Raw genomic sequence first — 26,343 nt, forward strand, 5'->3', positions numbered from 1 at the left:
CGCAGGAGGCCACGCGTGCGCCGTCGACCCGCCGTGACCACGGTCGTGCTCGCGCTCGTCGTGGGCCTGGCCGCGTGCACCACCGAGCCGGAGCCGACGGGCGAGGTCACCGTGCAGGGCGAGGCCGGCAGCGCTCCCGACCTCGTCTACGAGACGCCCCTCGTCGTCGCCGAGCCGACCGTGGAGGTGCTCGCCGAGGGCGACGGGCCCGAGCTCGTCGACGGCGAGCCGGTGCTCGTCGACTACTACGCCGAGGACGGCTCGGACGGCACGGTGGTGGGGGAGACCTACTCCTCCGAGCCGAAGCCGTACCTGCTGAGCGCCGAGTCGCTCGGCGTGGCCATCCACGACGCCCTGCAGGGCAGGACCGTCGGGTCGCGCATCCTCCACCTCGTGCCCCCGGAGGGCGACCGTGGCGGTCCGACCGTCGCCGTCTACGACATCCTGCCGACCCGCGCGTCGGGCGAGCCCGTCGAGCCCCGCGAGGGTCTGCCCACCGTCACGCTGGCGGACGACGGCGAGCCCGAGATCGAGGTGCCCCCGACGGCACCGCCGGAGGACCTCGTGGTGCAGCCGCTGCTGCGCGGCTCGGGCCCCCAGGTGCAGCCCGGCCAGGTGATCATCGTCCAGTACAAGGGCGTGACGTGGTCCGACGGCACCGTCTTCGACTCCAGCTGGGACGACGGCGAGCTCCCCACACCGTTCCCCATCGGGGTCAACTCGGTCCTGCCGGGCTGGGACCTGGGTCTCGTGGAGCAGACGGTCGGGTCGCAGGTGCTGCTGGTCGTCCCGCCGCGCCTGGGCTTCGGCGCCGGGGACACCGAGCTCGCCGACGAGACCCTCGTGTTCGTGGTGGACATCCTCGCCGCCCGGGGCGGCCCGACGGAGGTGGAGAGCTGATGGCTGTCGCGGTCCGGGTCATCCCGTGCCTGGACGTCGACGCGGGCCGTGTGGTCAAGGGCGTCAACTTCCAGGACCTGCAGGACGCCGGTGACCCCGTCGGGCTGGCGCGCCGCTACGACCTCGAGGGCGCCGACGAGATCACGTTCCTCGACGTGTCGGCGTCGTCGTCGGACCGCAGCACCACCTACGACATCGTGAGCAGGACGGCCGAGGAGATCTTCGTGCCGCTGACGGTCGGCGGCGGCGTCCGCACCACCGAGGACGTCGACCGGCTCCTGCGGGCGGGCGCCGACAAGGTGGGCGTCAACACGGCGGCGATCGCCCGGCCGCAGCTCATCTCCGAAATCGCCCGGCGCTTCGGCAGCCAGGTGCTCGTGCTGTCCCTGGACGCGCGCCGCGTGGTCGACGGGCCGCCCACGCCGTCCGGCTACGAGGTCACCACGCACGGCGGACGGCGCGGCACGGGGATCGACGCGGTGGCCTGGGCCCGTCAGGCGGTCGAGCTCGGCGCCGGTGAGGTGCTCCTCAACTCCATGGACGCCGACGGCACCAAGGACGGCTTCGACCTGCAGATGCTCGCGGACGTGCGCCGGGAGGTGCAGGTGCCGCTCATCGCCAGCGGCGGCGCCGGGACGGTCGAGCACTTCGTCCAGGCCGCCCGGGCCGGCGCCGACGCGCTGCTCGCGGCGAGCGTGTTCCACTTCGGCGTGCTGACCGTCGGCGACGTCAAGGCGGCCCTGCGCGACGCGGACGTCCCCGTCCGCTGACGCACGCCGGACGCGCGGTCCCCACGACCCGCGCTGCGTCAAGCCGTCACGAGGACTGGGGGCGGAACGCCTCCAGCGCGGCGAGCTGTTCCGGGCTCCCGGTCACCTCGACGTGCGCGACCGCGGGGCGCTCGTAGGCCCACAGCAGCAGCTCGCCGACGTCACCGTGCACCGTGGCAGGAGCGTCCCCACGGGGCCCCGCCCGCAGGACCTGGTCGCCGTCGGTCAGCACCACGGGGACGGGCGCACGGCCCAGCAGCAACGGCGCCATCCGGCGCAGTGCCGTCCACAGCGCCGCCGTGTGCCGGGCCTCCCGGGGGCGTCCCGGCACGGCTCGCCCGTCGGCACCGCCACGGCGCACGTCCTCGGTGTGCACGAAGTACTCCGCGAGCTGCGCCGGGTCGCCCGCCCACCGCAGCGGGCTCCAGACGGGCGGGCCCTCGGCGAGCCGGTGCAGCAGCGCCTCCCAGGCCGCGGGGGTCGCCGCGCGCGCACCGACCTCCTGCGTGCGGCGCTCCGTCCGGGCCGCCAGCGGCGGCACGACGACGCCCGCGGCGGTGAGCGGGTCGCGCTCCCGCAGGACGAGGTGGGCGGCGAGCTGCTCCGTCCGCCAGCCGTCGCAGAGGGTGGGTGCGCCGGGCCCGGCCTCGCGCAGGGCCGCGACGACGGCGGCGCGTTCCAGGGGGTGCCACGACATGCCGGTCATGCTCGCACGCACGTCGACCGCCGACCTGAGAACGGCCCGTCGGGGGTGGAGGCGCGCGGCCGAGCCCGGCCGGAGCAGTCGCTGAGCGCGGACCGGACGCTTCTTGCGGTGCGTGCAAGAATCGTTTCGACCCCCTCGTCAGGAAGGACCCGTGTGCGCGCGCGCTCCCAGCCCAGCAGGTCGGTGCCCCGCGCCGGCCGGCCCGCGGCGCTGACCGGCGGCACCGTCCGGCGGTCCCTGCACCTCATCGGCCGCGGCATGGCCTCCCAGCCGCGCACGTACGTCCTCGCGGTCATCACCTCGGCGCTGTTCGGAGCCCTCACCGTCGCGGTGAGCCAGCTCCTCGGCTGGGCGACGGACGCCGTCGTCGTGCCGGCGCTGGAGGGCGACGCCCTGGCCCGGGGGCGGCTCGGGTGGGCCGGCCTCGCGCTCGTCGGCGTCGCCGTCACCCTGGCGCTGTCCGTCGCGGGCCGGCGCATCTTCGCCGGCATCGGCTACGCGGACATCCAGGCGGACCACCGCCGAGCGGTCACCCGCCAGTACGTCCGGCTGCCCATGTCCTGGCACCGCGCGCACCCGACGGGCCAGCTGCTGTCCAACGCGAGCTCGGACGTCGAGGCGGCGACCGGGGTGTTCAACCCGCTGCCGTTCGCCATCGGCGTCGTGGCGATGATCCTCGTCGCGGCGGTGGCGCTCTTCGCCGTCGACCCGTGGATCGCGGTGACGGCCCTCGCGGTGCTGCCGCTGGCGGTCCTCGCGAACTTCGTCTTCCAGCGGTACATGTCCCCGGCCGCCACGCGCGCGCAGCAGCTCCGGGCGGAGGTGGCGGACGTCGCGCACGAGAGCTTCGAGGCGGCCCTGCTGGTCAAGTCGCTCGGCACCGAGGACCGCGAGGCCGAGCGGTTCTCCGAGCGCGCCCACACCCTGCGTGCCGCCAACGTCCGCGTCGGCACCATCCGCGCCGTGTTCGACCCCGTCATCGACCTGCTGCCGAGCCTCGGCACCCTCCTCGTCCTGCTCGTCGGCGCGAACCGCGCGGCGGCGGGGGCGGTCGACACCGGTGGCATCGTCTCGGCGGCCTACCTGCTGACCCTCATGGCCGTGCCCGTGCGCGCGTTCGGCTGGGTCCTCGGCGAGCTCCCGCGCGGGCTCGTCGGCCACGACCGCATCGCCCGCGTGCTCGACGCCGAGGGCGAGCTGGCGCCCGGTCGCCGCCCCCTCCCCGGCGGCGGCACCGGCCTGGCGGTCCGCATGGAGGACGTCGGCGTGCAGGTGGACGGACCGACCGGCCCCGCGCACCTGCTGCACGACGTCACGCTCGAGGTCCGGCCCGGCAGCACGGTCGCCGTCGTCGGCGCGACGGGCGCCGGGAAGACGACGCTCGTGTCCCTCCTGAGCCGCCTGCAGGACCCCTCGACCGGCCGGGTCCTCCTGGACGGGGCCGACCTGCGCGACGTCGCCGCCGAGGACCTCACCCGCCAGGTCGCCCTCGTCGCCCAGAACGCCTTCCTCTTCGAGGACACCGTGCGCGCGAACGTCACGCTCGCGGACGCCGACGACCCGGACGCCCCCGACGACGAGGCGGTGTGGGCGGCGCTGCGCCTGGCGCGCGTCGACGACGTCGTCCGAGCCCTGCCCGACGGGCTGGACGCGCCGCTCGGTGAGCGCGGCGCCAACCTCTCGGGGGGCCAGCGCCAGCGCATCGCGATCGCGCGGGCCCTGGTGCGCCGGCCGCGCCTGCTCGTCCTCGACGACGCGACCTCGGCCGTCGACCCCCGCGTGGAGCAGGAGATCCTCGCCGGCTTCCGGCGCACCGACGGTGCCGGGGCGACGGTCGTCATGGTCGCCTACCGGATGGCGTCGGTCCTGCTCGCCGACGAGGTCGTCCACCTCGACGGCGGGACCGTCGTGGACCGGGGGACCCACGAGGACCTGCTCCGCCGTGACCCCGGGTACCGCGAGCTCGCGACCGCCTACCTGCAGGAGTCGGCGCGGCGCGCCGAGGCGCTGGAGGAGGCCCGATGAGCAGCGCGACGACGGGCGCCCGAGGGGCGCGGGGCCCGGGCACGGCGACCGCGGACGGCGTCCGCCTGGAGACCACGAGTGCGCTCGGACCCTGGGCGACCCTGCGTCGCGGCGTGCGGATCTCGCCGCAGCTGCTCGACGGGCTGACCCTGACCGTCCTGCTCGCGCTCGTCGCCGCGGGCGGACGGGTCGTCGTGCCGATCGCCGTCCAGCAGACGGTGGACACCGGCATCCTCGGCGCGGGTGGGCCGGACACCGGCCGCGTGGGGCTCCTCGTGGCCGGAGCGGCCGCCTGCCTCGTCCTCGCCGGCGTCGCGTCGGCGCTGGTCAACGTGCGGCTCTTCCGCTCCAGCGAGGCGGGCCTGGCGCAGCTGCGCACGCGGGCGTTCCGTCACGTGCACGACCTGTCGTCGCTGACGCAGAACACGGAGCGCCGCGGGAGCCTCGTCTCCCGCGTGACGAGCGACGTCGACACCATCTCGCTGTTCGTGCAGTGGGGCGGGATCATGCTGCTCGTCTCGGTGCTGCAGATCGCGGTGGCGACGGTCCTCATGCTCGTCTACTCCTGGCAGCTGACGCTCGTCGTCTGGGCGTCGTTCGTGCCGCTCATCCTCCTGCTGCGACCGGCGCAGCGGCGCGTCAGCGACGCGTACGCGCAGGTGCGCGTCAAGGTCGGCGCCATGCTCGGCGCCATCTCGGAGTCGGTCGTGGGTGCGGAGACGATCCGCGCGTACGGTGTGGGCGCCCGCACGCAGCGCTCGATCGACCGGGCGGTGCGCGCGACCCGGGACGCCATGGTCCGCGCCCAGACCCGCGTCGCGCTCGTCTTCTCCAGCGGCGTCCTCGTCGCGAACGCCGTGCTCGCCGCCGTCGTCGTCGTCGGCACGCTGCTCGGGGTCGACGGAGGGCTGAGCGTCGGGCAGCTGCTCGCGTTCCTCTTCCTGGTCCAGCTCTTCACCGGCCCCGTCCAGATGGCGACGGAGATCCTCAACGAGCTCCAGAACGCGTTGGCGGGGTGGCGCCGCGTCATCGGCGTCATCGACACCGAGGCGGAGGTCACCGACGGGCCCGACGCCGTCGACAGCCCGCGCGGGCCCGCCGCCTTCGCCCTCCGCGACGTGTCGTACGCCTACCCCGGCGGCCCGCTGGTCCTGCGCGACGTGGAGCTGGAGCTGCCGCGCCAGGCGAAGGTCGCCGTCGTGGGCCGGACCGGTTCGGGCAAGACGACCCTCGCGAAGCTGCTCACCCGCATGGCGGACCCGGTGTCGGGCCACGTCGAGCTCGACGGCGTGGACCTGCGCGACATCAGCCTGCGGAGCCTGCGCCACCGCGTCGTGCTCGTCCCGCAGGAGGGCTTCCTCTTCGACGGGACGCTCGCGGAGAACGTCGCCTACGGCGCCCGCGACGTGTTCGCGGACGACGACGCCGCGGCGCGCGACCGCGCGGCGGGACGCGCCTTCGCCGACCTGGGTCTGGAGGACTGGCTCGAGGCGCTGCCCGGCGGCCTGCACGCCGACGTCGGCCAGCGCGGTGAGCGCCTCTCCGCGGGGGAGCGGCAGCTCGTGGCCCTCGCCCGCGCCCACCTCGCCGACGCCGACTACCTCGTCCTCGACGAGGCGACGAGCGCGGTCGACCCGGCCACCGAGGTCCGGATCGCGCGGGCGCTGGACCAGCTCACCGCGGGGCGCGGCACCCTCACGATCGCCCACCGGCTGTCGACGGCCGAGGCGGCGGACGTCGTGGTCGTGGTCGACGAGGGCCGCGTCGTGCAGGTGGGGCACCATGCCGCGCTCCTCGGGCAGGAGGGGCCGTACGCGGCGATGCACGCCGCGTGGCTCTCCCAGACGCGCTGAACCGGGCAGGGGAGCGGTGTTCGGACGGCTTCGGGACGCGCCGCCGCGACGTGGCAGGATCGTCCGGTGCCTGAGAACGACCCGTCCGACGACCGACACGTCACCGCCCTGGACCCGACCGTCGCCGCCCGCCTCAAGCGGGACGAGGCGGGACTGGTGTGCGCCGTCGTGCAGCAGCACGACACGGGGGAGGTCCTCATGGTCGGGTGGATGGACGACGAGGCCCTGCACCGCACCCTGACGACGGGCCGGGTGACGTTCTGGAGCCGGTCCCGGCAGCAGTACTGGCGCAAGGGGGACACCTCCGGCCACGTGCAGCACGTGCGCTCGGTGGCGCTGGACTGCGACGGCGACGCCGTGCTCGTCCGGGTCGACCAGGTGGGCGCGGCCTGCCACACGGGCACGCGGACGTGTTTCGAGGCGGGCGGGGACCTCGGTGCGGTCGTCGGCGGCACGCTGGGTGCGACGACGGCGGAGCAGCGGTGACCGGCGACGGACCGGCCCTGCCGACGACGGACGGGGCCGCCGTGGGCGCCGGCGTCGCCGACGACGCCCCCGGCCCCGGGGACCTCGCCTGGGGGTCGACGTGGCCGCACCTGACGACGTTCCGCGAGCTGGCGCGTCGGCGCCGGGTCGTCCCCGTCGTGCGCAGGCTCCTCGCCGACGACGTGACCCCGGTGGGGCTGTACCGGACGCTGGCGCAGGGCCGCCCGGGGACGTTCATCCTCGAGTCCGCGGAGGTCGACGGGACGTGGGCGCGCTACTCCTTCGTCGGCGTGCGCTCGCGTGCGACGCTCACCGTGGCGGACGGCGAGGCGACGTGGACCGGTGACGTGCCGGTCGGCGTGCCCCGGTCGGGCGACGTGCTGGACGTCCTGGGCGAGACGCTGGAGGTTTTGCGCACCCCGGCGATCGCCGGTCTGCCGCCGCTCACCGGTGGCCTGGTCGGGGCCATGGGATGGGACGTCGTGCGGCACTGGGAACCGACGCTGCCCGCGAAGGCGCCGGACGAGCTCGGCGTGCCGGAGCTGACCCTCTGCCTCGCGACGGACCTCGCCGTCGTCGACCACGTCGACGGCTCCGTCTGGCTCGTCGCGAACGCCATCAACTTCGACGCCACGGACGAGCGCGTCGACGAGGCGCACGCCGACGCCGTCGCCCGGCTGGACGCCATGCAGGCGGCGCTCGCCGAGCCGGTCCGCGTCCCCCCGTCGGTGCTGGGGGACGGGGAGGAGCCGGAGCTGGAGTTCCGCAGCACTCGCGCGGAGTTCGAGGAGGCGGTCCGGGCCGGGAAGGACGCGATCCGCGAGGGCGAGGTCTTCCAGGTCGTCCTCTCCCAGCGGCTCGACCTCGCGTGCCCCGCGACGCCCCTGGACGTCTACCGCGTGCTCCGCACGATCAACCCGAGCCCGTACATGTACTGCTTCCAGCTGCGTGACGCGGCGGGCAAGGACTTCGCCGTCGTCGGCTCGAGCCCGGAGACGCTGGTCAAGGTGACCGACGGGCGCGTGCTCACCTACCCCATCGCAGGCTCGCGCCCGCGGGGGGACGGCCCGGAGGAGGACGCCGCGCTGGCCGAGGAGCTGCTGGCGGACCCGAAGGAGCGGGCGGAGCACATCATGCTCGTCGACCTCTCCCGCAACGACCTGGTCAAGGTGTGCGTGCCGACGAGCGTCGAGGTCGTCGAGCTCATGGCCGTCAAGCGGTTCAGCCACATCATGCACATCTGCTCGACCGTGGTCGGCCGTCTGCGGCCCGGCGCGACGGCCCTGCAGACGCTCGCGGCCACGTTCCCCGCCGGGACGCTGTCCGGCGCGCCGAAACCTCGGGCGATCGCCCTCATCGACGAGCTGGAGCCGGCCCGGCGCGGGATCTACGGCGGGACGGTCGGCTACTTCGACTTCGCGGGCAACATGGACATGGCCATCGCCATCCGGACGGCGCTCATCCGCGACGGCCGTGCCAGCGTGCAGGCGGGAGGCGGGATCGTCGCGGACTCCGTCGAGGCCCTGGAGTACGCGGAGTCGCGGAACAAGGCCGCCGCCGCGGTCCGTGCCGTGCAGGTCGCGTCGCGGCTGCGGACCGCGACCCGCGGATGACCGTGCCCGCCCGCACCGGAGGGCGGGCGCTCCCCGACCGCCGGCGCGCCGTGGTCGGTGCCCTCGCGCTCGGTGCCGTCGCCCTCGCCGCGACGGCGACGACCTGGGTGCGCGCCACGACGTCGAGCGCGCTGCGGTCGCAGGTCGCCCTCGCCGTGCCGGGCTCCGACGCCGCGGCGGCGTCCGCGGCGGGCGCCCTCGTCGTCGTCGCCGCGGCCCTCGCCATGGCCCTCGGTGGCCGCTGGGGAGCCCGGGTGGCCGGGGTCGGCGTCGTCCTCGGCGGCGTGCTCGTCGTGGCGTCGGCCGCCGGGGTGCTGGCCGACCCGCAGGCGCCGGCGGCCTCCGCGGCACAGCGCGCGGTGGGAGTCGGCACCCTCGAGGGCGCCGCGACGACGACGGCCGCGGTGTGGGTCGCGCTGGTGGCCGGCGGGATCGCCGTCGTCGTCGGCCTGCTGGCCGTCGGTGCGGCGGGACGCTGGTCGCGCGGCGGGAGGCGGCACGACCGGCCCACCGGCACCGCGACCGCGGAGCCGGCCCCCGACCGTCCTGACGCGACGGCGGGTCCCGAAGCGACCGGACCCGCCGGCCGGAGGGTCGACGACCAGGACGCCTGGGACGCCCTCAGCCGGGGCGAGGACCCCACATGAGGACACGTCGCCCGCAGGTCCCCACGACGCCACGGCGGCCCCCGCCGTTCGATAGGGTGCGCCCAGTCCACGAAAGGCACGAAGGCAATGGCTGACGATTCCCTCGACAGAACGACGGAGCGGGTCCACCTCCCGGTGGCGTCACCGCCGCGCAACCACGGTCACACGCTGGCCGCGTGGGTGACGGTCATCGTCATCATGTCCGGTGCCGTGACCGCGGCGCTCGCCGTGCTGTTCTCCATGCCCTGGCTGTTCTGGGTGGGCATGGCGATCGTCGTCGTCGGCGGCGTCGTGGGCTACGTCCTGAAGATGCTCGGCTTCGGGCAGCCGACGTCGGGCAGCGGGACGTCGCGGGGCCGGGGCACCGCCGCCGGCCGGACATCCGACTGATCTCGAGGGAGAGAGCACGTGAGCAACCCGACCGGTCCTCAGGACCCGTACGGACAGCAGGGGGACGGGTCCTCGTGGACCCCGGGGCAGGCCGGAGGGTCGTCCTCGGGACCGGGTCAGGGCAGCGGGCCGTCGTGGGGCCAGGGACAGGGCGGCGCACCCGGCGGTGACATGGGAGGCGGGTACTCCGCCCCGCCGCCCCCGCCGGGCTACTACGGCGGCGGCGCCGGCGGTCCGATGTTCTCGGGCACCGAGAAGAACAACCTCGGGGTGTGGGCGCTCGTCCTCGGCATCCTCGGACTGGTGTGCTGCGGCTTCGTCACCGCGATCCCCGCCGTCATCCTCGGCAACAAGTCGAAGGAGGCCGCCGCCATGGGGCAGGCCGACAACGGTGGCCTGGGCCAGGCGGGCGTGGTCCTCGGCTGGATCGGCATCGTGTGGGGCGTCCTGGCCCTCATCTGGCTCTTCTTCCTCGGTGGCATGGCCGTGATCACGGAGGTGTCGACGGGGACCGGCACCGGGTTCTGAGCGCACCGGATCGCGACCCACCGGGCCCGAGCGCACCGTGCACCGCCGCACCCTCGACGCCCCCGCGGACCGGGACCCCGGCCCGCGGGGCCTCGTCGTGCCCGGGTCGGGCCGCCCGTCCTCCGGCCCGGCCGCGCGACCCGCATGGCTCGCCCCGGCCGCCGTCGGCGTGCTGACGACGGCGGCCACGGTCGCCCTCGCGGTCCGCACGCCCTACGCCGGCGGCAGCTACGGCGCGTGCCCGTTCCTGGCGCTGACCGGGCTGTGGTGCCCGGCGTGCGGCGGGCTGCGCGCGGTGCACGACCTCGCGCGCCTCGACGTCGCGGGCGCGTGGGGCATGAACCCGCTCCTCGTGCTCGCGGTGCCGCTGCTCGTCGCGGCGTGGGGGCTGTGGCTCGCCCGGAGCACCGGGCGGCTGCGGCCGGTCGGCGGGCGCGCCTGGCCGGACCGTCTCGCCCGGATCGCCGGGGGTGCCCGGTCGGCCCGAGCCGCGTGGGCCGTGCTGGCCCTCGCGACCGTGTTCACGATCGCACGCAACGTCCCGGCGCTGGAGCCGTGGCTCGCGCCGGTGTGACGTCTCGCGACCGTGCCGCGCACGGCGGTCCGGCAGGCGGGCGTGGCGTGGGCCACATCCCGGCGGCCCTACGATGGCGGAGGTGGAGCGGCGGGGGAGCCGCATCCCGACGGGAGGTGTGGCGATGACGGTCCTGGACGACATCGTCGCGGGAGTGCGGCAGGACCTGGCGGAGCGCGAGGCCCGGACGCCCCTGACGGCGGTCAAGGAACGTGCAGCCCGTGTCCCGGGCGCGAAGGAGTGCCTGGGTCGGCTGCACGACGAGGAGGCCGTCGGCGTCATCGCCGAGGTGAAGCGGTCCAGCCCGAGCAAGGGGGCCCTGGCGGCGATCACGGACCCGGCGCAGCTCGCCACGCAGTACGAGCTCGGCGGGGCCGCGGCCATCTCGGTCCTCACGGAGCAGCGGCGGTTCGGCGGGAGCCTCGCCGACCTCGACGCCGTCCGTGCCGCCGTGGACGTCCCGGTCCTGCGCAAGGACTTCGTCGTCACGCCGTACCAGGTCTGGGAGGCGCGCGCGCACGGCGCGGACCTCGTGCTGCTCATCGTGGCCGCCCTCGAGCAGACGGTCCTCACGTCGCTCGTGGAGCGCGTGCACTCCCTCGGCATGACGGCCCTCGTGGAGGTGCACGACGAGGAGGAGGTCTCCCGCGCCCTGGACGCCGGCGCACGCTGCGTCGGCGTCAACGCCCGCAACCTCAAGACGCTCGAGATCGACCGGACGACGTTCGCCCGCCTCGCGCCCCTCATCCCGGACGGCGTGGTGCGGATCGCGGAGTCCGGCGTCCGAGGTCCTCACGACGTCATGGACTACGCGCGGTCGGGTGCCGACGTGGTCCTGGTCGGCGAGAGCCTCGTCACCGGCCGCGACCCGCGGGACGCCGTCGCCGACCTCGTCGCCGCCGGGGCGCACCCCTCGCTGCGGGCCGTCCGGCACTGACGGCGAGCCGGGCGCTGGACGAGTCCTGAGACGCGGCGGGAGCAGCACCGCGGGCGGACGAGAATCGTCACGTCCCTCCTTGCCGGCCGCGCGTGGCCGGTGGCCACGACGGGGGGACAGCACGAGCCGGCCCCAGCAGCCCCAGCCCAGCACGACAGGGACGACGCACGACCAGGAGTGGACCAGCCCATGACGCAGCAGAGCGCGGAGCAGCCGACGACCCTCGCCGGGGGGCGGCACGGTCCCCCCGAGCCCGAGCTCGGCCCCTTCGCCGCCCTCGCCGGCTCCGGCCCGTACTTCGGCGACTTCGGCGGGCGGTTCGTGCCCGAGGCGCTCATCGAGGCGCTGGACGAGCTGGACAGCGAGTACGCCAAGGCGAAGGCCGACCCCACGTTCGCCGACGAGCTGTCGTCGCTGCACCGCACCTACACGGGCCGGCCGAGCATCATCACCGAGGTGCCGCGCTTCGCCGAGCACTGCGGCGGCGTGCGCGTCGTGCTCAAGCGCGAGGACCTGAACCACACCGGATCGCACAAGATCAACAATGTGCTGGGCCAGGCGCTGCTCACCCGTCGTCTGGGCAAGAAGCGCGTGATCGCGGAGACCGGCGCCGGCCAGCACGGCGTCGCGACGGCCACCGCGGCCGCCCTCTTCGACCTCGAGTGCGTCATCTACATGGGCGAGGAGGACACCCGGCGCCAGGCGCTCAACGTCGCACGGATGCGCCTGCTCGGGGCCGAGGTGGTCCCGGTGACGACGGGCTCCCGCACCCTCAAGGACGCCATCAACGAGGCGCTGCGCGACTGGGTCACCAACGTCGGGACGACCAACTACGTGTTCGGGACCGTCGGCGGGCCGCACCCGTTCCCTGCGATGGTCCGCGACCTGCAGCGCATCATCGGTGTCGAGGCGCGGGCGCAGGTGCTGGAGCTCACGGGCCGCCTGCCCGACGCCGTCACCGCGTGCGTCGGTGGCGGCTCCAACGCGATCGGCATCTTCCACGCGTTCCTCGACGACCCGGGGGTCCGGCTGCTCGGGTTCGAGGCCGGCGGTGACGGCGTCGAGACCGGTCGCCACGCCGCGACGATCACGGGCGGTGCGCCCGGCGTCCTGCACGGCGCACGCTCCTTCCTCCTCCAGGACGACGACGGCCAGACGATCGAGAGCCACTCGATCTCCGCCGGGCTGGACTACCCGGGTGTGGGCCCGGAGCACGCGTGGCTGGCCAGCATCGGCCGGGCCGAGTACCGGCCGGTGACGGACGCCGAGGCCATGGAGGCGTTCCGCCTGATGTGCCGGACGGAGGGCATCATCCCGGCCATCGAGTCCGCGCACGCCCTCGCCGGCACGATGCGCCTCGGGCGGGAGCTGGCGGAGGCCGGGCACGGCGACGCCGTCGTGCTGGTGAACCTGTCCGGCCGTGGCGACAAGGACGTGGAGACCGCGGCGCGGTACTTCGACCTGCTCGACGAGGGAGCGCCGCAGTGACGACGGAGCAGGCGACGAGCGACCAGGGGACCGGCCGGCACCGGGCCGGCGAGCCGGTGACCAGCAGGACCGGGGAGCGCCTCGACGCGCTGCGGGCGGAGGGCCGCGCCGCGCTCGTCGGCTACCTGCCGGTCGGCTTCCCCGACGTCGACGGGTCGATCGCCGCCGCCACGGCGATGGTGGAGGCGGGCGTCGACGTGGTCGAGCTCGGCGTGCCGTACTCGGACCCGGTGATGGACGGCCTCGTCATCCAGGGCGCCGTCGAGAAGGCGCTGGCCGGCGGGGTCAGGGTGCGGGACACCTTCCGCGTCGTGGAGGCGGTCGCCGCCACCGGCGCTCCCGTCCTGGTGATGACCTACTGGAACCCGGTTGTGCGGTACGGGGTCGACGCCTTCGCGCGTGACGTGGCGGCCGCCGGGGGAGCGGGCCTCATCACGCCCGACCTCATCCCCGACGAGGCCGCCGACTGGCTGACCGCGTCCGACGCGCACGGGCTGGACCGGGTCTTCCTCGTGGCCCCCAGCTCGACCCCGGAGCGCCTCGCCCTCACGGCCGGCGCGAGCCGTGGCTTCGTCTACGCCGCGTCGACCATGGGTGTCACGGGCACGCGGGCGAGCGTCGGGTCGGACGCCGAGCGCCTCGTCCGCGACACGCGCGCCGCCGGCGCCGGTCACGTGTGCGTCGGTCTGGGCGTGAGCACCGGGGAGCAGGCCGCGGAGGTGGCCGGCTACGCCGACGGCGTCATCGTGGGCAGCGCGTTCGTCCGCGCCCTCGCCGAGGGCGACCGGGAGGCCGGCCTCGCCGGGCTGCGCCGCGTCGTCGGCGAGCTCGCGTCGGGTGTCCGGTCGGTGACCCGGTGACCGGGCTCGCGGCGCGGCTGCCCGCGGCCATCCCCAGCCCCCCGGAGTCCGTCTGGTACCTCGGCCCGGTCCCGCTGCGCGCCTACGCGCTGGCGATCCTCGCGGGGATCGTCGCCGCCGTCTGGCTCACGCAGCGGCGCTGGGCCGCGCGCGGCGGCGACCCCGAGACCGTGCTGGAGGTCGCGTACTGGGCGGTGCCGTTCGGCATCGTCGGCGGCCGGATCTACCACGTCTTCTCCTCGCCCGACGCGTACTTCGGCGCGGACGGCGACCCGGTCAAGGCCTTCGCCATCTGGGAGGGCGGCCTGGGGATCTGGGGCGCGATCGCCCTCGGCGCGGTCGGCGCGTACATCGGCTGCCGGCGGCAGAAGGTCAGCTTCGCGGTGTTCGCCGACGCCGTCGCGCCCGGCCTGCTCGTGGCCCAGGCGATCGGCCGGCTGGGGAACTGGTTCAACCAGGAGCTCTTCGGCTCACCCACCGACCTCCCGTGGGGCCTGCGGATCGACCCCACGAGCCCCACGTTCCCCGACGGGCTGCCGGCGGACACGCTGTTCCACCCGACGTTCCTGTACGAGATGCTCTGGAACCTCGCGGCCGCGGCCGTGCTCATCTGGGCGGACCGTCGCTTCCGGCTCGGCCACGGCCGGGTCTTCTGGCTCTACGTCGTGCTCTACACGGCGGGCCGCGTGTGGATCGAGGCCCTGCGGATCGACCCCGCCGAGACCGTCCTCGGTCTGCGCCTGAACGTCTGGACGTCCATCCTGGTGGGTGGTGCGGCGCTGGTAGCCTTCGTCGTGGTCGGACGTCGCCACCCCGGGCGCGAGACCACTGTGCAGTCGCGGTCCGTGGACGACGAGGACGCCCACGTCGTCGGACCCGGCTGAGGCGTTCGGGCGCTGAGCCGACGACGTGAGGCGGTCAGGGACCCCGCTCCGCGTCGCCGTAGGCGCCCGTCCCGACGCAACGGGCCGACGGCGTCCCGGTGTGACCCCCCGATCAGGACCCGGGCAGTGCCCGGGTGACAGCGAGGACGGTACACATGAACCGGCCGGCTCACAGCGCCATGCCCGCGGCCCAGGGTCTGTACGACCCTGCCGCCGAGCACGACGCCTGCGGCGTCGCCTTCGTCGCGACGCTGCGGGGCACGCCCGGGCGCGACATCGTCGACGCGGGGCTCACCGCCCTGCTCAACCTGGACCACCGCGGCGCCGTCGGCGCCGAGACCGACAGCGGTGACGGCGCCGGGATCCTCACCCAGATCCCGGACGCGTTCCTGCGCGACGTCGTCCACGCCGAGCTGCCGGCACCGGGCCGCTACGCCATCGGCATGGCCTTCCTACCCACCGACGACGACGCCCGCCGCGCCGCCGTCGACGGCGTCGAGAGCCTGGTGGCGGCCGAGGGCCTGGAGGTCCTGGCGTGGCGCGACGTGCCGGTGACCGCCGAGCTCGTCGGCCCCACCGCCCGCGCCAGCATGCCGGTCTTCCGCCACCTCGTCGTCGCGGCCCCCGACCGCGCCCTGGCGGGCCTCGAGCTGGACCGCCGCGCCTACCGGGTCCGCAAGCGCGCGGAGCGCGAGCTCGGGATCTACTTCGCGTCGATGTCGGCGCGCACGCTCACCTACAAGGGCATGCTGACGACGTCCCAGCTCGAGCCGTTCTTCCCGGACCTGTCCGACCCGCGCTACGCCTCCGAGCTCGCGCTCGTGCACTCGCGGTTCTCCACCAACACGTTCCCGTCGTGGCCGCTCGCGCAGCCCTTCCGGCTCATCGCCCACAACGGCGAGATCAACACGGTGCGCGGGAACCGGAACTGGATGGCCGCCCGGCAGTCGACGCTGAGCAGCGACCTCCTCGGCGACCTCGCGTCGCTGCTTCCCGTCTGCACCCCCGGCGCCAGCGACTCCGGCACGTTCGACGAGGTGCTCGAGCTGCTCCACCTGGCCGGGCGGAGCCTGCCGCACGCGGTGCTGATGATGGTCCCCGAGGCGTGGGAGAACCACGCCGAGATGGACCCGGACCGGCGCGCGTTCTACGAGTACCACGCGTCGCTCATGGAGCCCTGGGACGGCCCCGCCGCCCTGACGTTCACGGACGGCACGGTGATCGGCGCGGTGCTCGACCGCAACGGTCTGCGCCCGGGCCGCTACTGGGTCACGGACGACGGGCTCGTCGTGCTCGCCAGCGAGAGCGGCGTGCTGGACCTGGACCCCTCGACCATCCGCGAGAAGGGCCGCCTGGAGCCGGGGAAGATGTTCCTCGTCGACACCCGCGCCGGCCGGATCGTCGACGACAAGGAGATCAAGGCCACGCTCGCGGCGCAGCGGCCGTACGCCCAGTGGGTCCAGGACCACTCCGTGTTCCTGGACCAGCTCCCCGAGCGGGAGCACGTCCAGCACAGCCCGGCCTCGGTCCGGCGACGTCAGCGGGCGTTCGGGTACACCGAGGAGGAGCTGCGCGTCATCCTCACGCCCATGGCGGCCGTGGGCGCCGAGCCCCTCGGCGCCATGGGGTCGGACACGCCCATCGCCGTCCTGTCGCAGCGTCCGCGCCTGCTGTTCGACTACTTCACGCAGATGTTCGCCCAGGTGACCAACCCGCCGCTGGACGCCATCCGCGAGGAGCTGGTCACCTCGATCGGCGGGGCGATCGGGCCCGAGCCCAACCTGCTGGCCGACGTGCCCGAGCACGCGCGCAAGCTCGTGCTCCCGTTCCCGGTGCTGGACAACGACCAGCTCGCGAAGATCGTGCGCATCGACCGCGACCCGCACCTCGCCGGCGTGTTCCGGACGGTGACGATCCGCGGTCTGTACCGGGTGGACGGCGGCCACGAGGCGCTCGCCAAGCGCCTCGAGAAGATCTTCGCCGAGGTGGACCAGGCGGTCGAGGAGGGCGTGTCCTTCATCGTCCTGTCCGACCGCGACTCCGACGCCGACCAGGCCCCGATCCCGTCGCTGCTCCTCTCGAGCGCCGTGCACCACCACCTCCTGCGGCGACACACGCGGACCCGGGTGAGCCTGGTCGTCGAGGCGGGCGACGTGCGCGAGGTCCACCACGTCGCGCTGCTCATCGGGTACGGGGCGGCCGCGGTCAACCCCTACCTGGCGATGGAGACGGTCGAGCGCATGGCCCGCGAGGGCGCGCTGGGCGACGTCAGCCCCGAGAAGGCGGTCGCCAACCTCATCAAGGCGCTCGGCAAGGGCGTCCTCAAGGTGATGAGCAAGATGGGCATCTCGACCATCGCCTCGTACCGCGGCGCCCAGGTGTTCGAGGCGGTCGGGCTCGCCCAGGAGGTCATCGACCGCTACTTCGCGGGCACGACGAGCCGGCTCGGCGGCGTCGGGCTCGACGTGCTGGCCGCCGAGGTCGCCTCGCGGCACGCCGACGCGTACCCGGCGTCCGGCAACCCCCAGGCGCACCAGCGCCTCACCGTGGGCGGGGAGTACCAGTGGCGCCGTGACGGCGAGGAGCACCTCTTCGACCCGGAGACCGTGTTCCGCCTCCAGCACTCGACCCGGACCCGACAGCTCGACGTGTTCCGGCAGTACACGCGGCGGGTCGACGACCAGGCGCGTCGCCTCATGACGCTGCGGGGCCTGCTGACCTTCGCCGAGGGCTCTCGTCCGCCCGTCCCGCTGGACGAGGTGGAGCCGGTCAGCGAGATCGTCACGCGGTTCAACACCGGCGCGATGTCCTACGGCTCGATCTCGGCGGAGGCGCACGAGACGCTCGCCATCGCGATGAACCGCCTCGGCGGCCGGTCGAACACCGGTGAGGGCGGAGAGGACCCGGACCGGCTGCACGACCCGGAGCGGCGCAGCGCGATCAAGCAGATCGCGTCCGGCCGGTTCGGCGTGACCGCGGAGTACCTCACCAACGCGGACGACCTCCAGATCAAGATGGCGCAGGGCGCCAAGCCCGGCGAGGGCGGTCAGCTGCCCGGGACCAAGGTGTACCCGTGGGTCGCCAAGACCCGGCACTCGACCCCTGGCGTGGGGCTCATCTCGCCGCCGCCGCACCACGACATCTACTCGATCGAGGACCTCGCCCAGCTCATCCACGACCTCAAGAACGCGAACCCGTCGGCGCGGGTCCACGTCAAGCTGGTCAGCGAGTTCGGCGTCGGGACGGTCGCGGCCGGTGTGTCCAAGGCGCACGCGGACGTCGTCCTCATCTCCGGGCACGACGGCGGCACGGGCGCGAGCCCGCTCACGTCGCTCAAGCACGCGGGCACCCCGTGGGAGATCGGCCTGGCGGAGGCCCAGCAGACGCTCGTCCTCAACAACCTGCGCGACCGCATCGTGCTGCAGGTGGACGGCCAGATGAAGACCGGCCGCGACGTCGTCGTCAGCGCCCTCCTGGGCGCCGAGGAGTTCGGCTTCGCGACGGCGCCGCTCGTGGTGAGCGGCTGCGTCATGATGCGGGTCTGCCACCTCGACACGTGCCCCGTGGGCGTCGCCACGCAGAACCCCGAGCTGCGCGCCCGGTTCACCGGCAAGCCGGAGTTCGTCGAGACCTTCTTCGAGTTCATCGCCACCGAGGTGCGCGAGTACCTCGCCGCGCTCGGGTTCCGGTCGATCGACGAGGCCGTCGGCCACGTCGAGTCGCTCGACACGCGCGCCGCGGTCGACCACTGGAAGGCCTCGGGCCTGGACCTCGGCCCGGTGCTCGCGCGCCCGCAGCCCGCTCCCGGCAGCGCCCTGCGCCACACGACCGACCAGGACCACGGGCTCCACAAGGCCCTGGACAACCAGCTCATCGCCCTGGCCGGGGACGCCCTCGAGCGGCGTGAGCCCGTGCGGGTGTCGCTGCCGGTGCGCAACGTCAACCGCACCGTCGGCACGATGCTCGGTCACGAGGTCACGAAGCGGTTCGGCGGCGAGGGGCTCCCGGACGACACCATCGACGTGACGCTCACCGGCTCGGCCGGGCAGTCGCTCGGCGCGTTCCTGCCGCGCGGCATCACGCTGCGCCTGCTGGGCGACGCCAACGACTACGTCGGCAAGGGGCTGTCGGGCGGCCGGATCGTGGTCCGGCCCGACCACGCCGCGGTGCTGTCGGGCGACCGCGACGTCATCGCCGGCAACGTCATCGGCTACGGCGCCACGGCGGGCGAGGTCTACCTGCGCGGGGTCGTCGGCGAGCGGTTCGCGGTCCGGAACTCCGGGGCGACGCTCGTCGTCGAGGGCGTCGGCGACCACGGCTGTGAGTACATGACCGGCGGGACCGTCCTGGTGCTGGGCCGGACCGGACGCAACTTCGGCGCCGGCATGTCCGGCGGCGACGCGTACGTGCTCGACCTGCGTCCCGGGGCGGTCAACGCGCCGGCGCTGGCGACGGGCGAGCTCGAGCTGCGGGCGCTCGGGGACGAGGACGGCGTCGTCGTCGAGACGCTCCTGCGCCGCCACCATGAGGAGACGGGGTCGCTGCGGGCCGCCGAGCTCCTCGCCGACCTGCCCGCCTCGCTCGAGCGGTTCACGAGGGTCGTGCCGACGGAGTACGACCGGATGCGGGCGATGCTCGCGAGCGCGCACGAGCAGGGCCTCGACCTGACCGCCCCCGGTGTGTGGGACCAGATCCTGGAGGTGTCCCGTGGCTGACCCCCGCGGCTTCCTGAAGGTCCGCGACCGCGAGGTCCCGGCCTCGCGCCCCGTGCCGGTCCGGCTCATGGACTGGAAGGAGGTCCACGAGCACCGGTCGTCGCTCGAGGACCCCCAGGGCGCCGTCGTCCTGCAGCGGCAGGCCGGGCGCTGCATGGACTGCGGCATCCCGTTCTGCCACTCCGGCTGCCCGCTGGGCAACCTCATCCCCGAGTGGAACGACCTCGTGCACAAGGGCCTGTGGGCCGAGGCGAGCGACCGCCTGCACGCGACGAACAACTTCCCGGAGTTCACCGGGCGGATCTGCCCGGCGCCGTGCGAGACCTCGTGCGTCCTGGGCATCACCCAGCCGCCCGTCACGATCAAGAACGTCGAGGTCTCGATCGCCGAGGAGGCGTTCGCGCGCGGGCTCGTCACGCCGCAGCTGCCGCACTTCCTCACCGGCTCCACGGTCGCCGTGGTCGGGTCGGGCCCCGCCGGTCTGGCCGCCGCCCAGCAGCTGACGCGGGCCGGCCACACGGTCGCCGTCTTCGAGCGCGACGAGCGCATCGGGGGCCTGCTGCGGTACGGCGTGCCGGACTTCAAGCTCGAGAAGGACCTCATCGACCGTCGGATCGCCCAGATGGAGGGCGAGGGCACGCGCTTCCGGCCGGGCGTCGAGATCGGCGTCGACATCACCTGGAAGGAGCTGCGCGCCCGCTACGACGCGGTCGTCGTCGCGACGGGCGCCCTCGTGCCCCGGCGTCTTCCGGTGCCCGGGAGCGACCTCACGGGGATCCACGTCGCGATGGACTACCTGCACCAGGCGAACGACGTCGTCGCGGGCGTGCCGGTTCCGGACCAGGTCACGGCCACCGGCAAGCACGTCGTCATCATCGGCGGCGGCGACACCGGCTCGGACTGCCTCGGCACCGCCCTGCGCCAGGGCGCCGCGTCGGTCACGACCCTCGCCATCGGCAAGCAGCCGCCGACGGAGCGCCCCGAGAACCAGCCGTGGCCGGTCGACCCGGTGCTCTTCGAGGTCTCCACCTCGCACGAGGAGGGCGGCGACCGGACGTACCTCGCCTCCACGGTCGCGTTCGAGGGCGACGCCGCCGGCCGGGTCACGGGGCTGCGCGTCGCGCGGACCGAGTACCTGCCCGACGGGCGCCGTGTGCCCACGCCAGGGACCGAGTCGGTCATCCCGGCGGACCTGGTGCTCATCGCCATGGGGTTCACCGGTCCGGAGGCGCAGACGCTCACGGAGCAGACCGGCGCGGACGTGACGGGCCGGGGGCTCGTCGCGCGCGGCGAGGACTACGCGACCTCAGTGCCCGGCGTGTTCGTCGCCGGGGACGCGGGTCGCGGGCAGTCGCTGATCGTGTGGGCGATCGCCGAGGGCCGGGCTGCGGCCGCAGCCGTCGACAAGTACCTTCGCGGGAGCAGCGAGCTGCCGGCTCCTGTCACGCCGAGCACCCGCGCGATGCGTCCGTAGGCCGCCGCAGACGAATACCACAGCCGCGGTGGCCCGTCCGGGGACCGTGGCCCGCGGGGCCTGGGGCCCCACCGACATAGGCTGGAGACATGCGCAGAGCCAAGATCGTATGCACCATCGGACCCGCGACGGCGTCGCCCGAGCAGCTCCAGGCCCTGGTCGACGCGGGCATGGACGTGGCGCGGATCAACCGCAGCCACGGTGACGCCTCCGAGCACGAGGTCGTCTACCACAACGTCCGTGCCGCGGCGCAGGCCGCCGGCCGCGCCGTCGCGGTCCTCGTCGACCTCCAGGGCCCGAAGATCCGCCTGGGGCGGTTCGTCGACGGCAAGCACGAGCTCGCCGAGGGCGACGTGTTCACCATCACCACGGAGGACGTCCCGGGCACGAAGGAACTCGTCTCCACCACCTACAAGGGGCTGCCCGGCGACGCCAAGGTGGGCGACCGCATCCTCATCGACGACGGCCGCGTGGCCGTCCGGATCACCGCCGTCGAGGGTCCCCGCGTGGTGACACGCGTGGAGGTCCCGGGCCCCGTCTCCAACAACAAGGGCCTCAACCTCCCGGGTGTCGCGGTGAGCGTGCCCGCCATGTCCGACAAGGACGAGCAGGACCTGCGCTGGGCGCTGCGCCTGGGCGCGGACATCATCGCCCTGTCGTTCGTCCGCAGCGCCGCGGACTACGAGGACGTCGCGCGCATCATGCGCGAGGAGGGCCGGACGGTCCCCGTCATCGCCAAGGTCGAGAAGCCGCAGGCGGTCGAGAACCTCGCCGAGATCGTCGACGCGTTCGACGGCGTCATGGTCGCGCGCGGTGACCTGGGCGTCGAGCTCCCGCTCGAGCAGGTGCCGCTGGTCCAGAAGCGCGCCATCGAGCTGTCGCGTCGCTCCGCCAAGCCGGTCATCGTCGCGACCCAGGTCCTGGAGTCGATGATCTCGGCACCGCGGCCGACGCGCGCCGAGGCCAGCGACTGCGCGAACGCCGTCCTGGACGGGGCGGACGCCGTCATGCTGTCCGGCGAGACCAGCGTCGGCGAGTACCCCATCGAGGCCGTGCGCACCATGGCGCGGATCATCGAGAACACCGAGGAGCACGGCTTCGAGCGGATCGCCCCGCTCGGGTGGACGCCGCAGACCCGCGGCGGCGCCATCACGCGTGCGGCGGCGGAGATCGGCGAGACGCTGGGCGCGAAGTACCTCGTCACCTTCACGCAGTCCGGCGACTCGGCCCGGCGCGTGTCGCGACTGCGCGCGCACATCCCGCTCGTCGCGTTCACGCCGGTCAAGCATGTGCGGAACACCCTGGCGCTGAGCTGGGGCGTGCAGACGTACGAGGTGCCGACCGTCGAGCACACCGACGCGATGGTGCGGCAGGTCGACCAGACCCTGCGCGCGAACGGCATGGCGGAGGACGGCGACATCGTCGTCATCGTGTTCGGCGCGCCGGTCGGCGTCCCGGGCACGACCAACTCCCTCACCGTGCACCGCATCGGCACGGAGGCCCAGCGCAAGGGCTGACCCGCGCCACGACGCCCCCGGGAGCCGCGCGGTTCCCGGGGGCGTCGTGCGTCGCCGGTCAGCGCAGCCGATCAGCGGCGACGGGCCGCACGGCGCCACCGGACGCGACCGCGCGGTCGGCGTCCTCGAGCACGAGGTCGTGGTCGATCGCGATCGCCGCTCGGGCGCCGTCCGCGGCCGCGGTCACCACCTGTGCCTGCGCCTGCGCGACGTTGCCCGCGGCCCACACGCCGGGCACGGCCGTCGCCCCCCGCTCGTCCGTCCGGACGCACTCCCCGAAGGGACCGGCCTCGAGCTCGACGCCGGCGCCGACCAGGAGGTCGTCGCGTGCGACGACGCGCGGCTGCACGACGACGGCGTCGCAGGGCAGCGTCCGTCCGTCCGCCAGGCGCAGGCCGACGACCCGGTCGTCCTCGACGAGCAGCCCCTCCACGTCCCCCTCGACGACGTCCACGCCCGTCGCGGCCAGCCGTCGGCGGGCGACCCCGTCGACGGGCTCGCCGGCGTAGCGGTGCAGGACGAGCGTCACCGTCGGGGACCACTGCCGCACCGTGAGCGCCTTGTCGACCTCGGCCGCGTGCGTCGCGAGCACGACGAGACGCTGGTCCCGGTGCTCCCAGCCGTGGCAGTACGGGCAGTGCAGCACGTCGCGTCCCCAGCGCTCCTCCATGCCCGCGATCTCGGGGAGCACGTCGCGCATGCCCGAGGTCACCAGGACGCGCCGCGCCCGGAGGCGCGCTCCGTCCGCGAGGCTGACCGTCAGCGGGTCGGGATGGGGCGTCACCGCCGGCTGCATCCCGGGGGCCCGCGTCCCGGCAGGCTCCGTGCCGGAGTGCTCCGCGCCGGGCTGCTCCGCCGGCGTCACGGCCGTCACCGTCGCCGTGCGCAGCCGTACGCCGTACCTCTCGACCTCCTCGCGGCCTCGCGCGAGGAGCTCCAGGGGCCGTGCCCCCTCCTGGCCGAGGTAGCCGTGGACGTGGTCGGCGGCAGCGTTCCGGGGCCGCCCGTCGTCCACGACGACGACGTCGCGCCGCGACCGCCCGAGCAGGAGGGCGGCGGTGAGCCCCGCGGGCCCGCCCCCGACGACGACGACGTCGTGGACCCGCCGGTCGTCGTCCTCGTCGGTACCGCCCGCATCCGCCGGGTCGCCCCCGGGCTCGTCCGGGTCGCTGGGGGAGCCGTCCGACGACGTCGGCCGGCTCGCCGTGACGAGCCGGACGTCGGACACACGGCCGGGGGTGTCCTCGCCGCGCAGGAGGGTCAGCAGGCGGTCGACGTCACGGGCGGAGCCTGCGACCCGGATCTCCACGGTGCCGTCCGGCAGGTTCCTGGCCTCGCCCTGCAGGCCGAGCTCGTGGAGCCGCCGGCGCGCCCACCACCGGAAGCCCACGCCCTGGACGCGTCCGGAGACCAGGACGGTGGCGGTGAGCGGGCTGTCGTCCACGGGCTCTCCTTCGCGCGGGGCGGTACGGGCGGGGGACGAACGAAGGGGCGGCCCGGTGGGCCGCCCCTCGTCCAGGCTACGCGCGGGAGAAGGTCGCCGCGCGCACCGTCACACGCGGTCGCGGTGGCGGTCCGGCCACAGGGCGATGACGAGGCCGGCGAGGGCGCTCACCAGGTGCAGCACGTTGTCCGCACCGTTGATGTTGAGGAAGTTGATGTCGGGGTTGTTCACGGCGAGGAGCCCGTACAGGAACGTCGCGCCGTAGCCGACGGCGAGCAACCAGCCGTACGTCCGCGCGCCCGACCGGGTGCGCCACAGGGCCACACCGGCCGCGCCGATGATCAGGTGGACGATGTTGTGCAGCGGGTTCACGTGGAAGCCCAGCAGGCTCTTGCTGTCGTCGTGCTGGGCGAAGCCGTCGAACCCGGTCACGAGGAAGCCTGCGAGCCCCACGAGAAGGTAGACGACGCCGATCGTGAGCGCGAGGTACTGGTACGGCGCACGGTCGGTCGTGCGGGCGGTCCCGGCTGAGCCGGTCGTCGGGTGGGACATGCGGTTCCCCCTTGGTCGATGCATGGTCGGGGCAGGACGGCGTCGGTGCGACGGCCGTCCTGCGTCCGTGTCGGGCCCAGCATGGGTGCCCGTGCTGCCGCGCGCATCTGGGCGTGCACCCGATTGCGGGACGTCCGCCCAGGTGGTCGGCTGGTCGTCCCGGACCCACCCGCCGACGAGGAGCACCCGTGAGCGACAGCATCTCGACCCCCATACCCGACGAGCCGGGGCAGGACCCGGAGGCGTCGCTCGACGAGCCGGGCCGGGACGGCCACGGCCTGTCCGGCTCCCCGCACTCCGGCTACGAGGAGGAGATGGCCGCCGACGGCGTCGGCGTCCCGGCGGCCGACCGGGTGCAGGAGGGCGAGGTCCCGCCCGCCGACCTGCCGTGATCGCGCGTCGGCGCTGACGGCGGTCCCCGCGTCAGGTCGACGTGCGCGGGGCGTCCGACGGGGGACGTCCCGCCGCGGCGGTGAGGTGGCGCAGCTGCTCGCCGGCGGCAGAGGCGTCGTCCTCGTCCCGCTCCCGGGCGGCCTGGTCCTCCAGGGTCGCGAGCGCCTGGCGCGCCCGCACCTGCTGGAGGGTGGCCGTCCGTTCCGAGCGGCCCCGCCCGATGAAGCTCACGGTCCAGTGCAGCAGGGTGGTGACGCGGTTCTTGAACCCGATGAGGTAGAAGACGTGCACGGCGAGCCACATCACCCACGCCGGCAGTCCCGACAGCTCCAGCCCGCGCACCTCGGCGACGGCGTGGAAACGCGAGACCGTGGCCATGCTGCCCTTGTCGCGGAAGCGGAACGGGCGCGTCGTCGTCTCGCCGCGGAGGCGGGCCCGGATGGTGCCCGCCACGTGGTTCCCCGCCTGCATGGCCACCTGCGCCACCCCGGGCAGGTCGTCCAGCGCCATCATGTCGCCGATGACGAACACCTCCGGGTGCCCGGGCAACGAGCAGTCGGGCTCCACCCGGACACGGCCGGCGCGATCGGTGGAGGCGCCCGACTCCTGGGCGAGCTGGGCGCCGAGCGGCGACGCCGCGACGCCCGCGGCCCACACCTTGCACTGCGCCTCGATGCGGGTGGTCGTCCCCGCCTCGTCGCGCAGGTCGACAGCGTCGGCGTCCACGCCGGTGACGAGCCGTCCGAGCTGGATCTCGACCCCCAGGTCCTCGAGCTGCCGCGCCGCCGCGCGCGAGAGGCGTTCGCTGAACGTCCCCAGGATCGACGGGGCGGCGTCCACCAGGACGATGCGGCTCCCGCGCGGGTCGATGTGCCGAAAGTTCCCGCGCAGAGCGCGGTGCGCGAGCTCGGCGATCTGCCCGGCCATCTCCACGCCGGTGGGGCCGGCGCCGACGACGACGAACGTCATCAGGCGTCGGCGCTCGTCGGGGTCGGTGGACAGCTCCGCCAGCTCGAAGGCGCCGAAGATCCGGCCCCGCAGCTCCAGGGCGTCGTCGATGCTCTTCATGCCCGGCGCGTAGCGCGCGAAGTGGTCGTTCCCGAAGTAGGACTGGCCCGCGCCCGCGGCGACCACCAGGCTGTCGTAGGACGTCGTCGTCGTGCCGCCGGGCGAGGTCGAGGTGACCTGCCTCCGGGCCAGGTCCACGTCCGTCACCGTCCCCAGGAGCACGCGGGCGTTGCGCTGGCGGCGCAGCACGTCCCGCGTGGCGGGAGCCACCTCTCCCTCGGACAGGATGCCCGTGGCCACCTGGTAGAGGAGGGGCTGGAACAGGTGGTGCCCGGTCGCGGCCACCAGGGTGACCTTGACCCGGCGGTCGCGTGCCAGGGCGCGCGTGGTGAACAGCCCGCCGAAGCCGGAGCCCACGACGACGACGTGGTGCCGGCCGTGCCTGCCCCCGGCGGAGCGGTCGGACGGGGCGCCCGGCGTGCCCGGTGCGTGCATGAGAGTCTCCTCGCGTCGGTCCTCCGACCGTAGGTCGGACGGCGGTGCCCCGCGCGACGGGGAGCCATGCGCCGGGAGGAGGGG

At 74.5% G+C, this 26,343-nt stretch carries 22 protein-coding genes; 18 read left to right on the top strand and 4 right to left on the bottom strand.

The features are described 5' to 3' along the window. The first annotated feature begins 15 nt into the window (after window positions 1–15). Both LG379_RS09460 and hisF read left to right on the top strand, forming a co-directional pair. The gene (locus LG379_RS09460; protein ID WP_225754305.1) at window positions 16–900 is read left to right on the top strand and encodes an FKBP-type peptidyl-prolyl cis-trans isomerase; all 885 of its coding nucleotides are present in this window, start codon (window positions 16–18) and stop codon (window positions 898–900) included. Beyond that, window positions 900–1,670 carry an imidazole glycerol phosphate synthase subunit HisF gene (gene hisF / locus LG379_RS09465; RefSeq protein ID WP_225754306.1) on the top strand — a complete coding sequence of 257 codons (771 nt, stop codon included), beginning with the start codon at window positions 900–902 and terminating at the stop codon, window positions 1,668–1,670. The genes LG379_RS09460 and hisF overlap by 1 nt, the downstream gene beginning before the upstream one ends. A gap of 46 nt (window positions 1,671–1,716) precedes the next feature. On the opposite strand, the gene LG379_RS09470 is transcribed toward hisF, so the two are convergent. Continuing rightward, the gene (locus tag LG379_RS09470; RefSeq protein WP_225754307.1) at window positions 1,717–2,367 is read right to left on the bottom strand and encodes a TIGR03085 family metal-binding protein; all 651 of its coding nucleotides are present in this window, start codon (window positions 2,365–2,367) and stop codon (window positions 1,717–1,719) included. 267 nt (window positions 2,368–2,634) lie between these two features. Here LG379_RS09470 and LG379_RS09475 point away from each other — a divergent pair, with 267 nt between their 5' ends. From LG379_RS09475 to pyk, 15 genes are all read left to right on the top strand, one after another. Continuing rightward, entirely contained in the window at window positions 2,635–4,401 is a 1,767-nt protein-coding gene (locus LG379_RS09475) for an ABC transporter ATP-binding protein (RefSeq protein ID WP_225754926.1), read from the top strand. Continuing rightward, the gene (locus LG379_RS09480; protein WP_225754308.1) at window positions 4,398–6,254 is read left to right on the top strand and encodes an ABC transporter ATP-binding protein; all 1,857 of its coding nucleotides are present in this window, start codon (window positions 4,398–4,400) and stop codon (window positions 6,252–6,254) included. The genes LG379_RS09475 and LG379_RS09480 overlap by 4 nt, the downstream gene beginning before the upstream one ends. Window positions 6,255–6,320: 66 nt before the next feature. Beyond that, complete coding sequence (gene hisI, locus LG379_RS09485; protein ID WP_225754309.1) at window positions 6,321–6,740, top strand: phosphoribosyl-AMP cyclohydrolase; 420 nt, start codon at window positions 6,321–6,323, stop codon at window positions 6,738–6,740. 41 nt (window positions 6,741–6,781) lie between these two features. Then, a complete protein-coding gene (locus LG379_RS09490; RefSeq protein ID WP_225754927.1) occupies window positions 6,782–8,353 on the top strand; it encodes an anthranilate synthase component I in 1,572 nt (523 codons plus the stop codon). Then, a complete protein-coding gene (locus tag LG379_RS09495) occupies window positions 8,350–9,000 on the top strand; it encodes a Trp biosynthesis-associated membrane protein (RefSeq protein ID WP_225754310.1) in 651 nt (216 codons plus the stop codon). The genes LG379_RS09490 and LG379_RS09495 overlap by 4 nt, the downstream gene beginning before the upstream one ends. Before the next feature lie 87 nt (window positions 9,001–9,087). Further along, complete coding sequence (locus tag LG379_RS09500; protein ID WP_225754311.1) at window positions 9,088–9,390, top strand: HGxxPAAW family protein; 303 nt, start codon at window positions 9,088–9,090, stop codon at window positions 9,388–9,390. Between the two features lie 18 nt (window positions 9,391–9,408). Beyond that, the gene (locus LG379_RS09505) at window positions 9,409–9,918 is read left to right on the top strand and encodes a DUF4190 domain-containing protein (RefSeq protein WP_225754312.1); all 510 of its coding nucleotides are present in this window, start codon (window positions 9,409–9,411) and stop codon (window positions 9,916–9,918) included. 37 nt (window positions 9,919–9,955) lie between these two features. After that, on the top strand, window positions 9,956–10,492 hold the full coding sequence (locus tag LG379_RS09510; protein ID WP_225754313.1) for a DUF2752 domain-containing protein: 537 nt from the start codon (window positions 9,956–9,958) through the stop codon (window positions 10,490–10,492). A 124-nt stretch (window positions 10,493–10,616) separates the two neighbouring features. After that, window positions 10,617–11,429 carry an indole-3-glycerol phosphate synthase TrpC gene (trpC, locus tag LG379_RS09515; RefSeq protein ID WP_225754314.1) on the top strand — a complete coding sequence of 271 codons (813 nt, stop codon included), beginning with the start codon at window positions 10,617–10,619 and terminating at the stop codon, window positions 11,427–11,429. A 189-nt stretch (window positions 11,430–11,618) separates the two neighbouring features. Further along, window positions 11,619–12,917, top strand: a complete 1,299-nt coding sequence (trpB, locus tag LG379_RS09520; RefSeq protein ID WP_225754315.1) for a tryptophan synthase subunit beta — start codon at window positions 11,619–11,621, stop codon at window positions 12,915–12,917. Window positions 12,918–12,973: 56 nt separating this feature from the next. Continuing rightward, a complete protein-coding gene (gene trpA / locus LG379_RS09525; RefSeq protein ID WP_225754928.1) occupies window positions 12,974–13,777 on the top strand; it encodes a tryptophan synthase subunit alpha in 804 nt (267 codons plus the stop codon). Further along, window positions 13,774–14,661, top strand: coding sequence for a prolipoprotein diacylglyceryl transferase (lgt, locus tag LG379_RS09530; protein ID WP_225754316.1), 888 nt, complete (start codon window positions 13,774–13,776; stop codon window positions 14,659–14,661). Before trpA ends, lgt begins: the two co-directional genes overlap by 4 nt. A 155-nt stretch (window positions 14,662–14,816) precedes the next feature. Beyond that, window positions 14,817–19,376 (top strand): glutamate synthase large subunit, encoded by a 4,560-nt coding sequence (gltB, locus tag LG379_RS09535; RefSeq protein WP_225754317.1) that lies wholly within the window; start codon window positions 14,817–14,819, stop codon window positions 19,374–19,376. Next, complete coding sequence (locus LG379_RS09540) at window positions 19,369–20,850, top strand: glutamate synthase subunit beta (protein WP_225754318.1); 1,482 nt, start codon at window positions 19,369–19,371, stop codon at window positions 20,848–20,850. Before gltB ends, LG379_RS09540 begins: the two co-directional genes overlap by 8 nt. Before the next feature lie 89 nt (window positions 20,851–20,939). Next, window positions 20,940–22,367, top strand: a complete 1,428-nt coding sequence (gene pyk / locus LG379_RS09545) for a pyruvate kinase (protein ID WP_225754319.1) — start codon at window positions 20,940–20,942, stop codon at window positions 22,365–22,367. A gap of 58 nt (window positions 22,368–22,425) precedes the next feature. On the opposite strand, the gene LG379_RS09550 is transcribed toward pyk, so the two are convergent. Together LG379_RS09550 and LG379_RS09555 are read right to left on the bottom strand one after the other, a co-directional pair. Next, a complete protein-coding gene (locus tag LG379_RS09550) occupies window positions 22,426–23,811 on the bottom strand; it encodes an FAD-dependent oxidoreductase (RefSeq protein WP_225754320.1) in 1,386 nt (461 codons plus the stop codon). Window positions 23,812–23,919: 108 nt separating this feature from the next. Continuing rightward, on the bottom strand, window positions 23,920–24,363 hold the full coding sequence (locus LG379_RS09555) for a DUF4383 domain-containing protein (protein ID WP_225754321.1): 444 nt from the start codon (window positions 24,361–24,363) through the stop codon (window positions 23,920–23,922). Window positions 24,364–24,551: 188 nt separating this feature from the next. Between LG379_RS09555 and LG379_RS09560 the strand changes: the two genes are divergently transcribed. Continuing rightward, window positions 24,552–24,755 carry a hypothetical protein gene (locus LG379_RS09560; RefSeq protein WP_225754322.1) on the top strand — a complete coding sequence of 68 codons (204 nt, stop codon included), beginning with the start codon at window positions 24,552–24,554 and terminating at the stop codon, window positions 24,753–24,755. Between the two features lie 31 nt (window positions 24,756–24,786). Here the strand turns inward: LG379_RS09560 and LG379_RS09565 are convergent, their stop codons facing one another. Next, window positions 24,787–26,259, bottom strand: coding sequence for an NAD(P)/FAD-dependent oxidoreductase (locus tag LG379_RS09565; protein ID WP_225754323.1), 1,473 nt, complete (start codon window positions 26,257–26,259; stop codon window positions 24,787–24,789). Window positions 26,260–26,343 lie beyond the last annotated feature (84 nt).

Source organism: Actinotalea sp. Marseille-Q4924, from assembly GCF_916618755.1.
GTDB lineage: Bacteria > Actinomycetota > Actinomycetes > Actinomycetales > Cellulomonadaceae > Actinotalea.

What these genes read in the sequence shown, in the direction of transcription:
- LG379_RS09480 (WP_225754308.1), top strand. Translation starts at nt 4,398, where the DNA reads ATGAGCAGCGCGACGACGGGCGCCCGAGGGGCGCGGGGCCCGGGCACG.
- gltB (WP_225754317.1), top strand. Translation starts at nt 14,817, where the DNA reads ATGAACCGGCCGGCTCACAGCGCCATGCCCGCGGCCCAGGGTCTGTAC.
- trpC (WP_225754314.1), top strand. Translation starts at nt 10,617, where the DNA reads ATGACGGTCCTGGACGACATCGTCGCGGGAGTGCGGCAGGACCTGGCG.
- trpB (WP_225754315.1), top strand. Translation starts at nt 11,619, where the DNA reads ATGACGCAGCAGAGCGCGGAGCAGCCGACGACCCTCGCCGGGGGGCGG.
- LG379_RS09475 (WP_225754926.1), top strand. Translation starts at nt 2,635, where the DNA reads ATGGCCTCCCAGCCGCGCACGTACGTCCTCGCGGTCATCACCTCGGCG.
- hisF (WP_225754306.1), top strand. Translation starts at nt 900, where the DNA reads ATGGCTGTCGCGGTCCGGGTCATCCCGTGCCTGGACGTCGACGCGGGC.
- LG379_RS09495 (WP_225754310.1), top strand. Translation starts at nt 8,350, where the DNA reads ATGACCGTGCCCGCCCGCACCGGAGGGCGGGCGCTCCCCGACCGCCGG.
- LG379_RS09470 (WP_225754307.1), bottom strand. Translation starts at nt 2,367, where the DNA reads ATGTCGTGGCACCCCCTGGAACGCGCCGCCGTCGTCGCGGCCCTGCGC.
- pyk (WP_225754319.1), top strand. Translation starts at nt 20,940, where the DNA reads ATGCGCAGAGCCAAGATCGTATGCACCATCGGACCCGCGACGGCGTCG.
- LG379_RS09500 (WP_225754311.1), top strand. Translation starts at nt 9,088, where the DNA reads ATGGCTGACGATTCCCTCGACAGAACGACGGAGCGGGTCCACCTCCCG.
- LG379_RS09565 (WP_225754323.1), bottom strand. Translation starts at nt 26,259, where the DNA reads ATGCACGCACCGGGCACGCCGGGCGCCCCGTCCGACCGCTCCGCCGGG.
- LG379_RS09555 (WP_225754321.1), bottom strand. Translation starts at nt 24,363, where the DNA reads ATGTCCCACCCGACGACCGGCTCAGCCGGGACCGCCCGCACGACCGAC.